This is a genomic window from Flavobacterium sp., assembly GCF_024305175.1.
Classification (GTDB): domain Bacteria; phylum Bacteroidota; class Bacteroidia; order Flavobacteriales; family Flavobacteriaceae; genus Flavobacterium.
This window is the reverse complement of the sequence record NZ_JAMWYY010000013.1, coordinates 22,541-43,101: the sequence shown is the minus strand read 5'-3', so window position 1 is coordinate 43,101 and position 20,561 is coordinate 22,541. Positions and strand designations below refer to the sequence as shown.

Genomic DNA, 20,561 nt, shown 5'->3' with positions numbered 1-20,561 from the left:
TTATTATTATCCCAAATATAAACCCTATTTTTGCACGGTTTTTAAATGTAACAGCTAAATTTTATAATGGGTTTTACTGACGAAATTAAAAGAAGGCGCACCTTCGGCATTATATCGCACCCCGATGCGGGTAAAACAACGCTTACCGAAAAGCTGCTGCTATTTGGTGGCGCCATACAGGAGGCCGGAGCCGTAAAAAGTAATAAGATAAAAAAAGGTGCTACATCCGACTTTATGGAGATAGAGCGCCAGCGTGGTATATCGGTTGCCACATCGGTACTTGCCTTTAACTATAAAGACAAAAAGATAAACATATTAGATACCCCAGGCCACAAAGATTTTGCCGAGGATACCTTTCGTACCCTTACAGCGGTTGACAGCGTTATTGTGGTAATAGACGTGGCAAAGGGTGTTGAGGAACAAACCGAAAAACTGGTAGAGGTTTGCCGTATGCGCAACATACCCATGCTGGTTTTCATCAACAAGCTTGACCGTGAAGGTAAAGATGCCTTTGACCTGATGGACGAGGTAGAGCAAAAACTGGGGCTTACCGTTACACCGCTTAGTTTCCCTATCGGTATGGGGTATGATTTTCAGGGTATATACAATATCTGGGAAAAGAATATTAACTTGTTTAGCGGAGACAGCCGCAAGAACATAGAGGAAACCATTGCCTTTGATGATATTAATAACCCTGAGCTTGATAAGCTCATCGGTGCCAAACCGGCAGATAAGCTGCGCGAGGAGCTTGAGCTTATATCTGAAGTGTATCCGGCTTTCGACCGCCAGCAATATCTTGACGGTAAGCTGCAGCCCGTGTTTTTCGGTTCGGCATTAAATAACTTTGGTGTACGCGAACTGTTGGACTGCTTTATAGAAATAGCACCATCGCCCAGGCCAAAAGACAGTGATACCCGCACCGTTCAGCCTGATGAGAATAAATTTTCGGGATTCGTGTTTAAGATACATGCCAACATGGACCCCAAGCACCGCGACAGGCTGGCGTTCATTAAAATAGTATCGGGCCAGTTTGAGCGCAACAAGCCATACCTGCACGTGCGCCACAACAAGAACCTAAAGTTCAGCAGTCCGAATGCCTTTTTTGCCGAGAAAAAGGAAATCGTTGATATTTCTTATCCGGGAGATATTGTAGGCCTGCATGATACAGGTAATTTTAAAATAGGCGACACACTTACCGAGGGCGAACAAATGGCATTTAAAGGCATACCAAGCTTTAGCCCGGAACACTTCCGCTACATTAACAATGCCGACCCAATGAAAGCCAAGCAGCTTGAAAAGGGTATCGACCAGCTAATGGACGAAGGCGTGGCACAACTTTTTACGTTGGAGCTGAACAACCGTAAGGTTATCGGTACAGTTGGTGCACTGCAATATGAAGTTATACAGTACAGGCTGGAGCACGAATATGGCGCAAAATGCAGCTATGAGAACTTCCCTGCCTATAAAGCCTGCTGGGTAAAGCCCGAAGATCCTAAAAATGAAGAATTTGCCGAATTTAAGCGTATCAAGCAAAAATTCCTTGCCAAGGATAAGTATGACCAGCTTGTTTTCCTTGCCGATTCAGAATTTTCAATACAGATGACACAGCAAAAATACCCAAGCGTTAAGCTGTTCTTTACTTCTGAATTTGATTAACACACTTCATCTTATATAAAAGCAAAATCCCCGCACTTTTCAATGCGGGGATTTTTATCTAATAATAACCTATTTAATTTTTAACCACTTTAAATGATTGTACTGCTCCGGCAGATGTTGCCCTTACCACATAAGTGCCCGCAGCAAGCGATGAAAGGTTTACTTTCACTTCTGTTACACCACCTTTGGTTTCAAGCACCGGCTGGCCTAAAAGGTTGTACACACTTACAGATGTTATGGTTTCGCTGTTAAGTATAGTAAGTACATCTGTTACCGGGTTAGGGTAATACCTGAAAGTCGCCTTTACATTATCAACTGTGCTTAATACTTCATCTGCGGTTACTGCAAGCGGTTCGCTTGGGCAGTCGCCGTTATATGCAACTGCATAGTAGGTAACCTCATCTTCCAACAATGCAGAAGGCTCAAGCATTTGTGTTAATGCTGCATCAGCAAACCATACAATATCCGTTCCTGTAACATCAAAATCGGCAATGGTGTCTCCGGCAGTAAATTCCTGTACTGCATCACCCTCAGGGGTGTCAGCAGTTGTTATGTTTACTGCAACAGCAACCTTTTCACTTTCGCAGCCATCAACAGTTTGTGTTACATAATAAGTACCTGTAGTAAGTAGTGCATCGGCAGCAAGCGGTTCTGTAGCATCAGCAGCATCATACCATAACGGCATCTCGCCTTCGGTTACCATAAGTTCGGTAACTGTTGCACCGTTACAAAATGTCATCTCTTCAGCAACAGGTGCCTCAGTAATATTCAGGATAACAATTACAGCCGTACGGCCTGTACTTTCGCAACCATCTACAATCTGTGAAACATAGTAAACACTTGTCCCTTCAAGAAGCGGAGCTTCATTATCCAGCATTTCATCACCCGAAGAAGAAGCATACCAAACTACGTTAAGCCCGTCAACATCTATATCTTCAATCATACCTGAACCGCAGAATACCTGATTTGCATTGGTGATTGCAGGTGCAGCCGGAACTGCATTGATTTCTACCTGAACGGCAGTCCTTGCACTTTCGCATCCATTAATGGTTTGCGAAACATAATATGTACCTTCCGCTAAAACTGTATTTTCAGATATTGGCATGCCGCCCGTTTCTGTAGCATACCATTGCGGCATATCGCCTGAAATTACAGACAGGTCTGCTACAGTAGCAGTACCGCAAAAACTTTGGTTATCGGCAGTTGGTGCATCTGGGGCTGGTGTTACTGTAACCTGAACCATTGCCCTTACGCTTTCGCAGCCATCAACAGTTTGAGAAACGTAGTATGTACCTGTTGTAACAGCAGCATCGGCAGCCAGGGCTTCGCCTCCTGTTTCAGCGTTGTACCACTGTACATCTTCAGCACCGGCAACTGTAAGCTCGCCAACTGTCGGCATACCACAAAGGGTTATATCCTCTGCTTCCGGTGCAGGTGTTACGTTTAAAGTAACAGCAACGGCTGTCCTAACATTACTCTCACAACCGCCTACCGTTTGCGAGGCATAGTATATAGCTGTACCTTCGGTAAGGGCTGTAATAGCGTCAAGCGCTTCACCTCCGTTGGCGGCAGCATACCATAGTATATCGTCACCTGTAATGTTTATATCTTCTAAAGTAGCCATGCCACAAAACTCCTGCACAGTTTCAGCAGCAACCGGTGCGGCAGGTATCGGGTTAACCGTTACGGTAACGGCTGCCCTTTCGCTTTCGCAGCCATTAACTATTTGAGAAACATAGTATGTTCCTGTAGCAAGTTGTGTATCTAAAGCTAAAGTTGTTTCAGTATCAGCATCGGCATACCATATTGCAGCGCCTTCTGTAGTGGCAGTAAGTTCTGCTGCAGTAGCCGTACCGCAGAAAAGCAGCGGTGTTACTGTTGGTATTGCAGGTACAGGGTTAACCGTTATGCTAACGGCTGTCCTTGTGCTTTCGCAACCGTTTACTGTTTGAGAAGCATAATAGGTACCTGTGGTTACGGCAGCATTTGCCATAAGCGCTGTTCCGCCTGTTTCGGCAGCATACCATTGCACGGCAGTTCCTGTAGTAACAGCTAAGTTGCTAACCTGTGCAGTACCGCAAAAAAGCTGGCTTGCCGCAACAGGTGCATCCGGTATCGGGTTAACCGTTACGGTAACGGCTGCCCTTTCACTTTCGCAGCCATCAACTATCTGAGAAACATAATAAGTTCCTGTAGCAAGTGCTGTATCGGCTGCTAAAGCTGTTGTAGTTGTTGCATCGGCATACCAAATTGGTGCTCCCACTGTAGTGGCTGTAAGTTCGGCGGCTGTGGCTGTACCGCAGAAAAGAAGTGGCGTTACTATTGGTGCGGCAGGTATCGGGTTTACCGTTACACTCACGGCTGTCCTGGTGCTTTCGCAACCGTTTACCGTTTGAGAAGCATAATAGGTACCTGTGGTTACGGCAGCATCTGCCATAAGCGCTGTACCCCCGGTTTCGTCAGCATACCATTGTATGCCCTGCCCTGATGTTACTGTTAAATCAGTAACTGTTGATGCTCCGCACAGTAAAAGTGCGTCAGCAACAGGTGCATCCGGAATCATATTTACTGTTACCTGCACAGCAGCCCTTGCACTTTCGCACGTACCATTTGACTGAGAAACGTAATAAGTACCGGTAGTTACTGCTGTTGTACCGGCAAGTGCCGTACCGCCTGTCTGGGCGGCATACCATTGCGGATTAGTACCCGATGTAACTGTAAGGTCGGCTATTGTAGTGCTTCCGCAGAAAGAAAGGTTGGTAACCTGTGGTGCATCCGGTGAAGGGTTAACTATTACCGGAACGGCTACTCTGCCGCTTTCGCATCCGTTGACGGTTTGCGAAGCATAATAAGTACCTGAGGTAACAGTGGCTGTTGAAGCCAATGCAGTACCACCAATTATGGCGCTATACCATTGTGGGTTTTGCCCAGATACCACAGTAAGGTTGGCTACTGTTGCAGGGCTGCAAAGTGTTAGCGGTGCAACGGTTGGTACCGGTACAGCAGCGCATGATGCTGTAGTAACATTTATAGTATTGGAATTGGAAGATGTGCCTGTGCCGTTATAGGCCCTTACCCTGTAGTAATAAACTGTGTTATCATCAAGGCCGGTTACCTGGTAAGAGGTAACGTTCCCAACATCAAGGCTGTTGTAGCCGGCTACAAAAGAAGGTGTAAAACCACCTGAAAAAGTATGGCTGCCTAAATAAGTACCTGTATCATTAGGATATCCTGTCCACTCTGCTGCAAGTGTCGGGAATCCTGTGGTTGATGTATTGGTTACACCTCCTGTAACGGTAGGTTTCCTTACCAGGGTATTATTGCTTGTGCTGAATGAACCCGCTGACCAGTCGCTACCCGGATCCTGGCCTATGCTGCCAAATACATCTACATAGGCATTCGTACTTACTTTAAAAAGCCCGACAGCATCGTCTCCGTTAAAATTGATAACGGTATTATTTACTATTGTGGTTAAAGTAAAAGCGTGTATTGCTGCCTGTGAATTACGGTATATAACAACTTCGCCGTTAGCAAGGCTGCCACTAAGCGCGAGTGTTTGAGACGGTGTGGCAGAACCGTTACTGAAAAGCCTTAGCTCATAGTTGGCAAGGTTAACCGCTGCACCTGTACCATTATATATTTCTATATACTTATTAAAGCCTGAACCTTCTATATATTCAGATATAAAAAGGTCGGTTGCAAAAGTACCTGTACCAAAAGTTGGCGAGGTACTAACGTCAAGATAGTAACCGGTAGCGCCGGTAACGGCATTCCAGTTAGCAGTAAAACTGCCCGAAAGCACATTTGTAGCCGGTGTGGCTGTTGGCGCAGATTGCCCGTAAGACAGTGAAACTGCCAGTAATACGGCAAATGCGCAGATTTTTTTAAAAGTAGGTTGTAATTTTTTTACCATAGCATAAATTAATTATTAATTGCATGTAAGTCATTGCAACCAAAAGTATTAATCTATACCCTGGGCGGTGTTTCCTGCAAATAAAATTAAGTTTAACCTAATGTAAATTAACATTCTACTTCATGATGCGCCAAACCTGAACCTGGTAAGGAGGCAAAACCACTGTGCGCCCTGCTGTTTTAAAGTTATAGTTGGCAGAACCCATGACAAGTAACAAGGCATCGAGTTTAAAATTGTAATCTGTCATGGTAACTTCCTGCTGCTCGCCTGAAAGGTTTATCATTACAAAAGCCTTGTCAGTACCGGCATCGCGCACAAAAGTAAGTACGTTCGGCGCACTGTTTTCTATATACTTATAGGTGCCTTTACCTATAGAGGGATACCTGCGTTTGAGGCTTATAAGCTCCCTGTAGAAGTTCCATAATGAAAGTTCATTCTTTTGTGCCTGCTCCCACTCTAAACCCTTTTCCTTTAACCAGGCTTCTTTTTCACTGCGCTTCAGTGGCTCTTTCCATACAAATGCCTCGTTAGCCGACACACTTCCATAATATTCCTGTCCCGAAGTAACAGATGGCAGCCCGCCCAGCAAAATGTTTGCAGCAGCAAAGGCTTTTAATTGTCCTTCTTTATATGATGTGCCCTGTGCAGGTGTGTCAAGGTAAACAATAGCTGCGGTAGTATCAGGCGATTTAAATATACTGTCGGCAATAGCAGTAATGGCTCTTTTATCTTTTTGGATGATAGCTTTGCTTAAAGTCCCTGCATATACTTTATCCGCATTGACGTTATTAAAATAGGTATTTACAGTTGCGCCTTCTTCAGGCATCAGGAAAACCTGCATTTCCGGATTCACTTTTTTAAGAGCTTCTGTAACGGGGTTCCAGAACTCCTTACCAAAACTTATAGAATGTTTTTGTTGCTGCAGCCGCAAACCATCAAGCCCGGCACTAAGGCTGCCAAGCACTTTTATAAAATATTCTTTTACGGCAGGCTCTTTTACATTAAGGGCTATCATACCCCCTGCTGTTCTTACAGGCTGTTTATTTTGCTTATCGGCATACATAATATAGCGGCTGTATGCTGAAGCGGGCTTATCCAAAGATTCTGTATACCACGGATGATTATCTGATACGGCTGAAATATTAACAGCCTGATATACTTTAAACCCTCGCTTTTTTAAAGTTGTTATTAATGATGTATAACCTTCAGGAAGTTTATTGTTATCATAAATCGTTTCAGTAAAACCCGGCAGGTAATTTTCGCCAAGCATTACAGATGTAAAACCAAGTCGGTATAAGTATTCAATGCGTTGCATTATACCTTCCTCATCCTGCACGGCGTCATTGTTGCTGTCAAAAAAAGCAGGGCTGTTGGTTTCATATATAATTTCCTGCGCGGCTGCAGTGGCAATACAATACAGTATTACAAATACAATCAGTAGTTTTTTCATAGCGTTTGGCACTCTTTGTTCAAATATAGCTATATTTTTTATTAATGTATTACCGATTGTAGCTGCCAATATTAAATCTTGATTTAAAATGCAGTGCATTATACAAACACCTTTTATAATTGCTATTTTTGCATCAACGCAAAACAATACAATTTAAATAATGCTTATTATAGGAATTGCAGGTGGCACCGGAAGCGGTAAGACAACAGTTGTACACCAGATAATGAACGAGCTTCCGCTTACGGAGGTGGGGATAATTTCTCAGGACTCCTATTACAGGGATAACTCCCACCTGAGTTTTGAAGACCGTGCAAAAATCAACTTTGACCACCCGCGGGCAATTGATTTTGAACTGCTTGCAACCCACCTTACCGAGCTTAAAAAAGGTAATGTTATACAGCAGCCGGTTTACTCTTTTGTTACCCACAACCGCACTGACGATACTATAGTAACACATCCGCGTAAAGTAATGATTGTAGAGGGCATCCTGATATTATCTGACCCCAAACTGCGTGATATGTTTGACATTAAAATATACGTTCATGCCGACTCTGACGAAAGGCTTATACGCCGCCTGCGCAGGGATATTGCTGAACGCGGCAGGGACATGGAAGAAGTGCTTAACCGCTACCAGACTACACTGAAACCCATGCACGAGCAGTTTATTGAGCCTACAAAAGCCCATGCCGATATAATTATTCCTAACGACCGTTATAATACAGTAGCCATTGATGTGGTAAGGGCCGTTATTAACCAACGGATATTATAATACCTATATTTGCCAATTAGCTATATACCAAAAGATAATTGGCTTAAAAAACATATTACTTTGTAATAGTTTATAAATTTACAATATGAAACCTTTCAGCAAATTAACCGCTAAATACCCTTTCCTTAAATTTATAGGGAACCGCTATGTACTGGTTATCATTTTTTTTGCTGTATGGATGGTTTTTATTGATAACTACTCGCTTTATTTTGATCATCCGGTACTGGATAATGAAATAAAGGAACTGGAGGAAAATAAGGAATACTACGTAAAGGAAATAAGGAAAGACAGCACCAGCATTAAGCAGCTGCAGAACCCTGACCAAACCGAAAAATATGCCCGCGAAAAATATTATATGAAACGCGAGGACGAAGATATTTATATAATTGAATTTGAGGAAGAAGTGCCCGAAGAGCAAACCACCTCTAAAGCTTTATAAAAAAGAACTGCATGAGCGAACAACTATTTGAAGGTTTTGAGCATGTATCATCCAAGCAATGGAAACAGCAGATACAATTTGAGCTTAAAGGAGCCGATTATAACGAAACACTTGTTTGGGAAAGCCCGGAAGGTATAAAAGTAAAGCCTTTTTATCATTATGATGAAACTGTGTCCGCAGCGGATACAGGCAACAATACCGCTTTCAGCATTTGCCAGGATATCTATGTGCATGATGTGGATAAATCTGCCGAAAGGGCAGCCACAACATTAAAACGTGGTGCCGAGAGTATCCGTTTTACCGTAGATAATGAAGGGACTGATGTAGACAAACTACTAAATGCAATAGATTTAAAAGCAACACCTGTTTATTTTAAATTAGGTTTTCTCTCAATCGATTTCGTTAAACGGTTAGACAGTATTGCAAAGCAAAATGATACCGTTTTTTATGTGATGCTCGACCCTATAGGCCACCTTGCTAAAGATGGTAACTGGTTCGGCAATATGGAAAAAGACCTTGATGCGCTTAATACCATAGCCATTGCATGCAGCAATATCAGTTTCCTGAGCACTGATGCCGGCCTTTACCAAAATGCGGGTGCAAATATTGTACAGCAGATAGCCTACACCCTTGCATATGCAAACGAATACTTTAATGCTATAGCAACTATAAATAAGCCTGTAGTTATACAGGTTTCTGTCGGGTGCAATTACTTTTTTGAAATAGCCAAGCTAAGGGCTTTAAGGCAGTTGTTTGCCGTTGTAGCTAAAGAATATGGGCATAACGAAGAATGCCATATTTTGGCAACGCCATCTAAAAGGAATAAAACCCTGTATGATTATAATGTAAACATGCTGCGCACCACAACAGAGTGCATGAGTGCGATATTGGGTGGTGCAAATGCTGTGAGCAATATGGCTTATGATGCCATTTACCACAAGGATAATGAGTTTGGCGACAGGATAGCCCGCAACCAGCTTCTTATTTTAAAACACGAAAGCTATTTTGATAAAGTAAATAATGCCGCCGATGGCGCTTATTATATTGAAGAGCTTACGGCCCAACTGGCGGAAAAGGCACTGGCATTATTTAAAGACATTGAGGCTAATGGTGGCTTTCTTCACCAGCTGAAAGAAGGGACTATACAACGAAAAATACAGGAAAGCGCTGCCAAAGAGCAGGAGCTTTTTGACAGTGGTAAAGAAATATTGCTCGGCACTAATAAATATCCCAATAAAAATGACAGGATGAACGGCGATATAGAGTTGTATCCGTTTGTAAAAACAGATTCGCGTAAAACGCTTATTGTACCTGTTATAGAAAGAAGACTTGCCGAGCGAATTGAAAAAGAACGACTTGATGCGGAAGATACATCTGTTGTTAAATAGAAACAAGAAGCATGAAAAGAAAAGACCTTCAACATATTACATTAGCCCAAAAACCGGAAGCTGATAATCATCAGAATAAAGGAGAAACCTTTACTACCGCCGAAGGCATAGCTGTAAAGCAACATTATTCTGAAAAGGACATTACCGGGCTTGAACATATTGGTTTTGCAGCCGGTTTTGCACCTAACCTGCGCGGCCCTTATGCAACCATGTATGTGCGCCGCCCGTGGACAATACGCCAGTATGCAGGTTTTAGTACCGCCGAAGAAAGTAATGCGTTTTACCGCCGCAACCTTGAGGCAGGCCAAAAAGGGCTTTCGGTAGCGTTTGACCTTGCTACACACAGGGGCTATGACAGTGACCATGAGCGTGTAGTGGGCGATGTGGGTAAGGCAGGCGTGGCAATTGACAGTGTTGAGGATATGAAAGTGTTGTTCAACCAGATTCCGCTTGGGGAGATGTCGGTCTCGATGACCATGAATGGTGCAGTGTTACCCATCATGGCATTTTATATAGTGGCGGCAGAAGAACAGGGCGTTGCACCCAAACAACTTTCGGGAACCATCCAGAATGATATCCTTAAGGAGTTTATGGTGCGGAATACCTACATTTACCCTCCTGCCCCATCTATGAAAATAATAGCTGATATATTTGAATATACCAGCAGGAACATGCCAAAGTTCAACTCAATAAGTATATCGGGTTACCACATGCAGGAAGCCGGTGCTACTGCCGATATTGAACTTGCTTATACCCTTGCCGATGGTTTGGAGTACATTCGTACAGGACTTTCCGCCGGAATGAAAATAGATGACTTTGCCCCGCGCCTTTCGTTCTTCTGGGCCATTGGTATGAACCATTTTATGGAGATTGCCAAAATGCGCGCAGGGCGTATGCTGTGGGCAAAACTGTTACAGCAATTCAATCCGGAAGACCAGAAGTCGCTCGCACTGCGCACCCACTGCCAGACAAGTGGCTGGAGCCTTACCGAGCAGGATCCTTTTAATAACGTGGCACGCACATGTATAGAGGCCGCAGCAGCAGCATTTGGCGGCACACAGTCTTTACACACCAATGCGCTTGATGAGGCTATTGCACTGCCAACAGATTTTTCGGCGCGTATAGCACGTAACACACAGATTTTCCTTCAGGAAGAAACCAAAATTACTAAAACGGTTGACCCATGGGCAGGCAGCTATTATGTAGAAAGCCTGACTAATGAAATAGCGCAAAAGGCATGGGCGCTTATACAGGAGGTAGAAGAACTGGGCGGTATGACTAAGGCTATTGAAGCCGGAATACCAAAACTGCGGATAGAAGAAGCGGCTGCACGCAAGCAGGCGCGCATTGACAGCGGACAGGATATAATTGTAGGGGTAAACAAATACCGCCTTGAAAAAGAAGACCCGTTGCATATACTTGAGGTAGATAACCAAACGGTACGCAGGCAGCAGATTGAAAGGCTTGAAAGCATAAAAGCATCCCGCGATAACCAAAAAGTTTCAGAATGCCTGCAAAAGCTTACTGAAGCGGCAAAGTCGGGAGAGGGTAATTTGCTATCTTTAGCTGTAGATGCCGCAAGGCATAGGGCAACGCTTGGCGAGATAAGCGATGCACTAGAAACAGTTTACGGCAGGTATAAAGCACAAATTAAATCTTTCAGCGGTGTGTACAGTAAAGAAATAAAGAACGACGAAAGTTTTGAAAAGGCGAGGCAGCTTGCCGATAAATTTGCGAAGCTTGAAGGCCGACGCCCGCGCATCATGATTGCTAAAATGGGTCAGGACGGGCACGACCGCGGCGCAAAAGTTGTAGCTACCGGTTATGCTGATGTGGGCTTTGATGTAGATATCGGACCGCTCTTTCAAACCCCGGCAGAAGCCGCAAAACAGGCGGTAGAAAATGACGTGCACATACTTGGGGTATCATCATTGGCTGCAGGGCATAAAACGCTGGTTCCGCAGGTTATTGAAGAGCTTAAAAAGTACGGACGTGAAGATATAATGGTTATTGTTGGTGGTGTGATACCGGCACAGGATTACCAGTTCCTTTTTGATTCGGGCGCTGTGGCTGTATTTGGGCCCGGCACACGCATAAGTGAGGCTGCTATTAAAATACTTGAGATATTGATACATGGATTTGACGAGTAACCAATAATCTGGTTTGGGATTTTTAACTTGTTTTTGTAAATTTGAGAGTGTAGTAACTTTCAAATTATAACTTTTATGGGAAAAGGAGACAAGAAAACCAAAAGAGGAAAAATTTGGCGTGGCTCATTCGGAGTAAGAAGGCCAAAGGATAAAAATTCCGGAAGCACTGAATCCTCAAACAATTAAACTAAATCTTATTGATAAGGTAGCCGGTGCGGCTGCCTTTTTATTTACACTCTTATGGAAAAGCAATATTTAGATACCCTGTACCTTGCCGGAATAGCATTACCCACTAAAACAACAAATGCCAATGGACAGTCGGGAAAAGATTGCGGTAGCCTGTGGCAACAATTTGAACAAGGCGAATATTTTATAAAAGTACCTGAAAAGCTTGATGATAAGCTGTATGCAGTATATTTTGATTATGAAGGCGACCATACTCAACAATTTTCATACTTTATAGGTTGCAGGGTGGCACCGGGTGCTGTTGTGCCTGAAGGCATGGAAAGCATTGTTATACCACCTGCCGATTATATTAAATTTACAGCTAAAGGTAAAATGCCTGACTGTATTGCTAATACGTGGCAGGATATATGGCAAAAGGATTTTGCCCGCGCTTATAAAGCCGATATTGAAGTGTATGATGAGCGTAGCCACGACTGGCAGGATGCCGAAGTAGATATATACGTATCCGTGCAGGCAGATTTTAAATAATCGTTTTTTATTTATTCGTACAAATAAATATATTTGCACACCCAAAATAAAAAGTTCGGGATGTAGCGCAGCCTGGTAGCGTACTAGCATGGGGTGCTAGGGGTCGCTGGTTCGAATCCAGTCTTCCCGACAAATTATACAAAAACCACTTGAGCAATCAGGTGGTTTTTTTATCCAGTAATATTTCTAAACATATAATCTTACTTCTGGAATGTATATTAGTTTTCTTATTTATAAATTGCTTGCGAGTAAAAACTTTTAAAATCTATTGGTTATCAACGAAAAGAATTAAATTAGGTGATGTTTTTGAAATCAACACACCAAAAGGAAAGGCATATCTGCATTACATTCATAAACATGAAATATTGGGTGCTTTGATAAGAGTTTTATCCGGATTATATGCTAACCGACCTGTTGATTTTGATATGTTGGTTAGCTCTAAAGAAAGATACATGATATTCTTTCCGCTATCAGCAGCGAATAATCGAAATATTGTAGAGTGGGTATCTTCTTACCCTGTAAACAATTTTGACATGCCAAGATTTATGAGAAACTCTCACATAATAAGAGGTGAGTTTTTAGGCTGGCATATTGTTGATACAGAAACATTGCATAGAAAACTGGTTAAAAATCTTACTACAGAACAAAAGAAATTATCGCCTTATGGAATTTGGAATGATACTCTTTTGATTGAAAGATTAGTTGATAATTGGAGTTTAGAGAAGTGGAGCTAATTGTTTAGTTAATGGGTAGTAGCATTTTAAGTATAATAACCTAAACCCTGTTTTCAGAATAATCTACAATGCTTTTGTAAAAATCAATAAGGGCTAAAAGTGCGCCTTTTTTATCAGAAAATGCTACATTAAAATCGGTTATAAGCATTTTCATGCCACTATCTGTTAACGAAGTGCGAATCTTCGGTTCAAACAAATTATTCCTCGCAATCAACTCTAAACTTGTAGAGAAAAACAACTCTTCAATAAATCTTTTAAAAACTAGATTATTACATTCTACTTTTAGAATATTCGCTTTACGGTAAAGCAACCTGTAATACTGGCTCCTGTTGGTCACTAAAAACTGCGGAATAACTTCCGTGTTTTTAATCTCCATTTCTATTTTTGCCATATTATGGTTCCCTAATTCATAGTTTATAGTAATTGTATTGCCTTTATAATCCAGCTTTAACCGATAATAGGTCACAAACACTTTTGAACCCCTGAATCCATTAAACATAGCTTCTGTAAAATCAAACTCTCCTTTTTCCTGTTCTGCAACTGCGGCAAGAATTTCTCTCATCTGCTATATTATTTTGGTAAATATAGAATATTCTGTAATACATACGGTAGCCTGGTGCAAAGCCGGATATTTAATGCTTTATTAAACTACTGTCATATCTGTAATGCGTTTAGTAACTTGTATGAGATAAAATAAATACTCATGAACAAGATATTTTTTGACAGTTGGGAAAGTATAGTACGCACTGTTATTATTACTGTATTAGCCTACATAACCCTCATAATCATGCTCCGCACCTCCGGTAAGCGGACACTCTCTAAAATGAATGCCTTTGATTTTATTATCACAATCGCATTAGGTTCGGCTTTTGCTACGGTAACGCTGAATAAAGATGTAGCCCTTGCAGACGGCGTACTGGTTTTTTTGCTCTTTATAGGGCTGCAATATAGTATTACATGGCTTTCGGTGCGCTACAAACCTGTAAAAAAACTAATTACCAGCAGGCCGTCATTACTGCTTTATAAGGGCGAAGTGTTTAACGATGTGCTGAAAGAACAACGCATTACTATAGAAGAAGTATATGTAGCTGCACGTAAAAAAGGCATAGGCACCCTTTCAGATATCGATGCTATGATACTGGAAACCGCCGGCGAAATAACCGTTATATCTAAACTAAAGGATGACGACAGCCAGACACTGCAAAACGTGGCTAAAAAATGATTAAAACGCGATGCTGCTAACCTCTGTTATAGCTGTAATGTCAGATGCGTTAAGGCTGTATCGGTAAACACCTTCATTACCTATTGCAAATAGTGTATCATCTTTAATTATAACATCAAAGCAATAACGGTTTATGCTGGTAACAAGAGTCGGGGCTTCGGGGTCTGTTACATCAAAAACTTTTATTTCATCATCACAAACAAACAGATAGTTATTATATAGGCCAATACCTTTTGGTTCAGTAAGGTTACGCCTGTGTACCAGTAACGGATTTTCCCTGTCGGCAATGTCATATATTTCGAGCGCATTAATATTGTTGCCACACCATGTGGTAGAGTGTAATGTTACAAATGCATGCGTTTCGGTAGCTATAACAGGGTCGCAGGCTGTAAAATGCTGCACAGCCGAAAGCTCCTCGGGGGTTTCAGGGTCTTCTATTGAATAAATAAACATTCCGTTTGTAGAGCCTATATAAAGGAAATCTCCCTGGATGGATAAAGTTTCTATATCAAAACCAACATTTATAGTGTTTACTTTTACAGGCTCGGTTTCATTAAGCAGCGAAAATACATTAAGGTTAGAATGATCTACAGCATACAGGTAATTCCCTTTAAGTACAAAAACAGCAAGAGAGCCTCCGGTACCGTCAGCATTCGCAGCAGTATCACTGTCAGAAGAACAGCCGCTTAAAAACATAATAAGCAGGGCAGGCAACAATAGTATATATTTTTTCATGATTCGTTTGTTATTTAAGTTGCCAGTCAATTATTATCTCATCATTATTTAAACCTGCATAGCTGGCATCGGGAGCCTCTTTTTGAGGAAAAACGTTACGGTTGCGTTTGGTAACCTGTATAGTGTTGGTGTCCGGGTTATATTGCAATGTAAGAAGGTCAACCGCCTGGTTAATGTAAATGGTATTATTACGCACGGCAAGGTCGGTAGCGCCGGGCGTATTAATAAATGCTACGGGTACTGGGTTTTGCTGATTGGAGTAGTTATACACATGAAATCCTGAATTTTTATCATTGATAAACATCAGGTTATCCTTAATGTAAATTTTTCCGGCTTTTTCAACAGCATGTGGTGGTAAAACCTGTACTGCACTTTCCAGTTCGGCACGGGTTATTATAACAGCTTCATAATTATTCATAGGGGGAATTTCGTCATCCACGCAATACCAGCAACAACCTGTAAGCATAAAAAGCTGCAGGCTGTACAACACAAGTGTAATTTTTTTCATAGTGTGTTTTCCAATAAGATGCAGATAATGAGAAAGGTTGCGCTACATAAAATTAAATTTACCTTATCAGTGAAAAATGCGCTTTAAATTCTTTCTTACTGCCGTTGGAAGATGTGTAAAACAACTTAAACCAGTAATCGGTAGCGGGGAGTACGTTGCCTTCAAGAGTGCCATCCCAACCCGGGGTGCCGCCCGCCACATATCCTACAATTTTACCATATCGGTCAAAAATATAAATGCTGGCATCATCCCTTCCTTTAAGCCCTTCCACAAACCATGTATCGTGCTCGCCATCTCCGTTAGGGCTGAAATAACGTGGGTAATTAAGCGCATACACCTCGGCAATCGTTAAGCCGCAGCCATTTTTATCTCTTACGGTGATAAGGTACTCCCCTTCCCTGATACCTGTAAATACAGGAGAGTCCTGGTAACCACCCATATTAAGCTGGTATTCATAATCGCCCGAGCCGCCTGTTACATTTACTGTAATAGTTTGGCTGTAGCTGAAATCCTCCCCCACTTCTACATCTATCACTGCTCTTGATGATGGTATAACGGTTGCGGTTGCGCTGCCCGTACAGCCCGTTTGCAGGCTTGTAACCTCAACGGTATAGCTGCCGGGTTCTGTAACGGTTATAGAGCCATTAGTTCCTGCAATAGCATCTGAGCCTTTATACCATACAAATGAGTAGTCGGCTGCAGAAAGCCCTGTATTCAGCTCGGCAGTGCCGTATTCGCCTGTTTCTATATCCCTGCAGATAGTACCATTATTTAAAACAGGTTGGGGCGCACCTGTAACCCAAACTGAGAGTTCGGCTGTAGCGGCACATTTATCCGGTTCCTGCACGGTATAATACACAATTACATTACCAGAAGATAAAGCCGTCAGTTCTCCTGTGCTGCTTATGGTAGCCCGGTTTTCATCGCTAACCGACCACGTTCCGTCAACAACTGTAGTGGTAAACTGTGCTATATCATTTTCACAAACCTGTGTTGGTCCCGCTATAGTGCCGGCATCAGAAACTGCGGGGGGCTGATTTACCGTTACCGATACCGACGCTGTACAGCCGTCACCATTACGGACTGTTATCGTATAGGTGCCCGGTACAACATTGGTAAAGAGATTACCCGGTTGAAATGATATGCCATTAATGCTATAGCGGATGTCGGCACCCGCAGGCGACTCTACCCTTATAAAACCTCTGCTGCTTTCGCAATCGGGCTGCTCTACTGTCACAAAAGGTATTGCAGGTACTTCGGGGGCATCATATATGGTTCTTGGTAATGATGTTGCTGTACAGCCAGTACTGTTTTGCACCATAACATTATAGGTCACTCCAGGGGTAAGCCCTGTAAATTCAGGAGATGCCTGAAAGTTCATTCCATCTATGCTATATGTCAGCCCCGCGCCCAATGGAGAAATAACGGTAATTGCGCCGGTAGGGTCTGTGCACGTAGGCTGGGTTGCCGTTATCTGGGGTTGCTGCGGTATAAGCAACGGTGCGTTAACCGCAACAGGAGTTGTTACTGATATGCAACCTGCATTATTTTTAACCGTTATAGTATAAGAACCCTGCGCCAGGCCGGAAAAAGTTGTACCCTGCTGAAAGTTTACACCGTCTATGCTATAGGTTAAACCTGTACCGGTTGGGGCGGTAACCGTAATTGTGCCTGTGGCAGAATTGCAATCAGGCTGTGAAACGAGTACACCGGCAACAGCAGGAGTGCCGGGAGCAGGATTTATAACTATAGATGCTCCTGCAAGACAGCCGTCAGGACTTTTTGCCAATATGGTATAAACACCCGGAACAAGCCCCGTAAACAATGTACTGCTTTGGTAGTTGGTGCCATCTATACTGTAGGTGTAACCAGTGCCAATAGGCGAACCTACGGATATGGTGCCTACTCCTGTAAGGCAATCAGGTTGCGAGGCCGATAGCTGTGGCGATGGCGCAAGCGCCGGAGGCGCATCTATACTGAAGCTGCCCGATGTAGCCGAACAACCGAAATTATTAAGTACGGTTACGGTATAAGTACCTTCTGCAAGTCCTGTAAATACATTACTAACCTGATAGTTAACACCATCTATACTGTATGTAATGCCTGCACCAATAGGACTATTTACCACCAATGTACCCCACGGCATACTGCAATCGGGTTGTGTTGCTGTAACAACAGGTACGGCAGGAACTCCGGGAGCATTGTTTATAACAACAACTGATGTAGCAGTACAGCCATCTGTATTTAAAACAGTAAGTGTATAGTTACCCGCAGCAACTGCTGTAAATACTGTACCTGTTTGATAATTGACACCATCAAGGCTATACGTATATTGAGGGCCAACAGGTGCGTTTACAGTTACCTCTCCTGTAAATACTGTGCAATTGGGCTGGGTAATAGTCCGATTTATAGCAGGCACAGGTGTAGGAGCAATATCAATAGTATATACTGAAGATACCGCAGTACATCCCTGTGCGTTTTTTACTGTTATTGTATAATCTCCTGCTGCAAGTCCTGTAAATACCGTTGAAGGTTGATAGTTAATACCGTTAAGGCTATACGTAAGCCCCGCCCCGGTAGGTGAGTTTACCGTTAGAGTACCTGTAGGAATAGTACAGTCAGGATTTGATACTGTTGCAACAGGAACGGCAGGCGTTGGCGGCTGTACATTTATAATGGCCGTGGTAGTTGCGTTACAGCCATCTGTATTAGTTACTGTTACTGTATAATTACCGGGAGCAATATTATTGAACACGGGCGAAGCCTGAAAGTCTGTACCATTAGTACTATAGGTATAGGCTGCCCCTAACGGAGCAGTAACGGTAATTGTTCCGTCAGCAACTGTACAGGTAGGTTGTGCAACACTAATTGTTGGTGTTGCCGGTACTACAGGTGCTGCATTTACAGTAACTCCATTTAGTACAGAGCTGCACCCAAACTGGTTTAAAACCGTAACCGAATAAGTTCCTGCCACAAGCCCGCTAAACATTGCTGCGGACTGAAAATCGGTTCCGTTTATGCTATAGCTGTAACCTGTGCCTGTAGGGCTGTTTATTGTTATAGTACCTGTGGCAATGCTGCAATTGGGTTGTGAAACAGTTACATCAGCCTGTGCCGGCAGTTCATAAACCGTAAAAGGAACCTGTGTAATCCCTGCACCTGTACACTCATTGGCCGCTACCGCATAGGTTACTGTATAGTCACCGGGCATACTCGAAGCGGGGTCTATCTCCCCTGTAGCTGCATTTATATCAAGGCCCGGTTCAGCGCTAAAGATACCACCACCTGTAAAGCCTTCGTCTGTTTCAGGTAGTATGGCAGTGCTGCCTGCACATGCAGCCACGGGCAGTGTAAATCCGGTTACGGCATCACCAGGAGGGTTTACTGTTACGGTTATAGCAGTTGCTACACTTTCGCAGCCATTAGGCGCTATCTGGCTAACATAATAAGTAAATGTTCCTGTAACAGCCGTACTGGGCACGGGGGGCGCACCCGTAAACCAGTTAATTGTATTTCCAGGAGAGGCAGTTGCCGTTAGCTCAGTCGCTGTTTCTCCCTGGCAGTAGGTAACGTCCTGTACAACCGGTGGCTGAACCTCATCTCCTGTAAAAGATATTTCTAATGTACTGGTGCAATATTGAGTAACCCAGTCAAAATAATACATTCCTGCCGCAGAAAAACCTGATATGGTAGTATTACCCGAAGATGCATTCGCTATTATTACTTCGGAAGGATTAGATGCATGAGGCACCCACGTACCTGTACCTGCCGCATTTACATTTGCTATTAAATCACCGCAATTCATACTGTAAGGATTGGGCGATAATATGCCGTTATTGGCGGTAAAAGTAATAGCATCGAGGTAATTGCCCACACTGGCCCCACCTACACTTGAAACCGACTGGAATATAAAACGCGTTATGGTTTGCCCGGCAGGAACATTATAAGTACCGGTATTATAGCTCCACGCAGTGTTACCTGTAGATACAGGCGAACCCACAGGCGTATATGGCCCGCCGGGAGGACCCGCCAATAGCTGGCAGGTATCTGTACCCTGACGCCCCCGATGGGCAAAACCATAGGTAAAAGTTGTAACCTCAGGCGTTTGATAATCCTGGTATACTCCGGAAACGAGGTTAGCATTAAGCTCTATAAACTGTATGCCGCTGTAGGCAGGGACATTTTCATAATTTGGCACAGGCCAGTACTCCATCATCTGGTCGCTGGCAGTTGTGCGCCACCCCTGTACCACGTTATGATTCAGGAAAATTGGGTATATGGTAGCTGTAGGCGCAGGCGACTCAAAATCAAAATTTATTGTGGTGATAACACAGTCGCTCTGGTTGTTGCCTGATGGTGGCGGTGGCGTAGTTACGCATACATTAAAAGTAGTTGCCGTTAAAGACGGGTTTGCAGCGTTAAAATAAAGCCTGAGCTTATAGGTATTGCCTACCGTTAAAGAAGTTGCTAAGATGACATTGTTTATACTGCAATACATCTGGGTTAATGTACCGCAATCTGTACCCTGATATAAAACCATGGCAACAGGCTGCGGAGTACCAGTAAAATTTGATAATGCTATAGTATGCGATGTAGCGGTTGCTGTAAACTGGTACCATATATCACCTGTTGTGGCAGGTGTACAGGTATTGCCTTCCGGAGATACTGTTGCAGCCGAAAATGATGCTACAGATGTTGCCGTGCATGCATTACCTGAATTAACAGTAAGTGTTGTTGCATTAGCACAATTGTCATTAACAGGAGCAAATGCATTGTTGGCTTTCGCAGATAGATTTATAACAAATAAGGTAAAAAACAGAAAGAGTATAGCTTTTTTCATTGGTTATGCAGGTTTAGCAACTAAAATTATGTTAAAAACATAC

Annotated in this window: 14 protein-coding genes, 1 tRNA gene and 1 pseudogene; 10 read left to right on the top strand and 6 right to left on the bottom strand. The window is 43.0% G+C overall.

Annotated features, from left to right (window positions below; genetic code table 11):
• Positions 1 to 66 precede the first annotated feature (66 nt).
• Entirely contained in the window at positions 67 to 1,656 is a 1,590-nt protein-coding gene (locus Q0K96_RS04990; protein ID WP_223054190.1) for a peptide chain release factor 3, read from the top strand.
• Between the two features lie 73 nt (positions 1,657 to 1,729).
• Here the strand turns inward: Q0K96_RS04990 and Q0K96_RS04985 are convergent, their stop codons facing one another.
• Positions 1,730 to 5,569 (bottom strand): T9SS type A sorting domain-containing protein, encoded by a 3,840-nt coding sequence (locus tag Q0K96_RS04985; protein ID WP_297332905.1) that lies wholly within the window; start codon positions 5,567 to 5,569, stop codon positions 1,730 to 1,732.
• Between the two features lie 115 nt (positions 5,570 to 5,684).
• Complete coding sequence (locus Q0K96_RS04980; RefSeq protein WP_297332904.1) at positions 5,685 to 7,019, bottom strand: alpha-glucosidase C-terminal domain-containing protein; 1,335 nt, start codon at positions 7,017 to 7,019, stop codon at positions 5,685 to 5,687.
• Between the two features lie 160 nt (positions 7,020 to 7,179).
• Between Q0K96_RS04980 and udk the strand changes: the two genes are divergently transcribed.
• The 8 genes and pseudogenes from udk to Q0K96_RS04940 all read left to right on the top strand — a co-directional run bounded on the left by udk (position 7,180) and on the right by Q0K96_RS04940 (position 13,213).
• Positions 7,180 to 7,788: a uridine kinase gene (udk, locus tag Q0K96_RS04975; protein ID WP_297332903.1), complete on the top strand. Its 609-nt coding sequence runs from the start codon at positions 7,180 to 7,182 to the stop codon at positions 7,786 to 7,788.
• Between the two features lie 85 nt (positions 7,789 to 7,873).
• Positions 7,874 to 8,227: a septum formation initiator family protein gene (locus Q0K96_RS04970; protein ID WP_297332902.1), complete on the top strand. Its 354-nt coding sequence runs from the start codon at positions 7,874 to 7,876 to the stop codon at positions 8,225 to 8,227.
• A gap of 11 nt (positions 8,228 to 8,238) precedes the next feature.
• Positions 8,239 to 9,615, top strand: coding sequence for a methylmalonyl-CoA mutase subunit beta (locus tag Q0K96_RS04965; protein WP_297332901.1), 1,377 nt, complete (start codon positions 8,239 to 8,241; stop codon positions 9,613 to 9,615).
• An 11-nt stretch (positions 9,616 to 9,626) separates the two neighbouring features.
• On the top strand, positions 9,627 to 11,765 hold the full coding sequence (gene scpA / locus Q0K96_RS04960) for a methylmalonyl-CoA mutase (RefSeq protein WP_297332900.1): 2,139 nt from the start codon (positions 9,627 to 9,629) through the stop codon (positions 11,763 to 11,765).
• Positions 11,766 to 11,840: 75 nt separating this feature from the next.
• Positions 11,841 to 11,918, top strand: a pseudogene (locus Q0K96_RS04955) (30S ribosomal protein THX); the annotation flags it as partial.
• Between the two features lie 87 nt (positions 11,919 to 12,005).
• Positions 12,006 to 12,479 carry a GyrI-like domain-containing protein gene (locus Q0K96_RS04950; protein WP_297332899.1) on the top strand — a complete coding sequence of 158 codons (474 nt, stop codon included), beginning with the start codon at positions 12,006 to 12,008 and terminating at the stop codon, positions 12,477 to 12,479.
• A gap of 56 nt (positions 12,480 to 12,535) precedes the next feature.
• Positions 12,536 to 12,609, top strand: a tRNA-Pro gene (locus tag Q0K96_RS04945).
• 19 nt (positions 12,610 to 12,628) lie between these two features.
• Complete coding sequence (locus Q0K96_RS04940; RefSeq protein ID WP_297332898.1) at positions 12,629 to 13,213, top strand: hypothetical protein; 585 nt, start codon at positions 12,629 to 12,631, stop codon at positions 13,211 to 13,213.
• Between the two features lie 40 nt (positions 13,214 to 13,253).
• Here Q0K96_RS04940 and Q0K96_RS04935 read toward each other — a convergent pair whose 3' ends face one another.
• Positions 13,254 to 13,775 carry a hypothetical protein gene (locus tag Q0K96_RS04935; protein ID WP_297332897.1) on the bottom strand — a complete coding sequence of 174 codons (522 nt, stop codon included), beginning with the start codon at positions 13,773 to 13,775 and terminating at the stop codon, positions 13,254 to 13,256.
• Between the two features lie 141 nt (positions 13,776 to 13,916).
• On the opposite strand from Q0K96_RS04935, the gene Q0K96_RS04930 reads away from it, so the two are divergent.
• The gene (locus Q0K96_RS04930) at positions 13,917 to 14,435 is read left to right on the top strand and encodes a YetF domain-containing protein (RefSeq protein WP_297332896.1); all 519 of its coding nucleotides are present in this window, start codon (positions 13,917 to 13,919) and stop codon (positions 14,433 to 14,435) included.
• On the opposite strand, the gene Q0K96_RS04925 is transcribed toward Q0K96_RS04930, so the two are convergent.
• Genes Q0K96_RS04925 through Q0K96_RS04915 form a run of 3 tightly spaced genes read right to left on the bottom strand, consistent with a single transcriptional unit; the run spans position 14,436 to position 20,518 of the window.
• Positions 14,436 to 15,170: a hypothetical protein gene (locus Q0K96_RS04925; protein ID WP_297332895.1), complete on the bottom strand. Its 735-nt coding sequence runs from the start codon at positions 15,168 to 15,170 to the stop codon at positions 14,436 to 14,438.
• A gap of 10 nt (positions 15,171 to 15,180) precedes the next feature.
• A complete protein-coding gene (locus tag Q0K96_RS04920; RefSeq protein WP_297332894.1) occupies positions 15,181 to 15,678 on the bottom strand; it encodes a hypothetical protein in 498 nt (165 codons plus the stop codon).
• A 58-nt stretch (positions 15,679 to 15,736) separates the two neighbouring features.
• Complete coding sequence (locus tag Q0K96_RS04915; RefSeq protein ID WP_297332893.1) at positions 15,737 to 20,518, bottom strand: T9SS type B sorting domain-containing protein; 4,782 nt, start codon at positions 20,516 to 20,518, stop codon at positions 15,737 to 15,739.
• Positions 20,519 to 20,561: the final 43 nt, after the last annotated feature.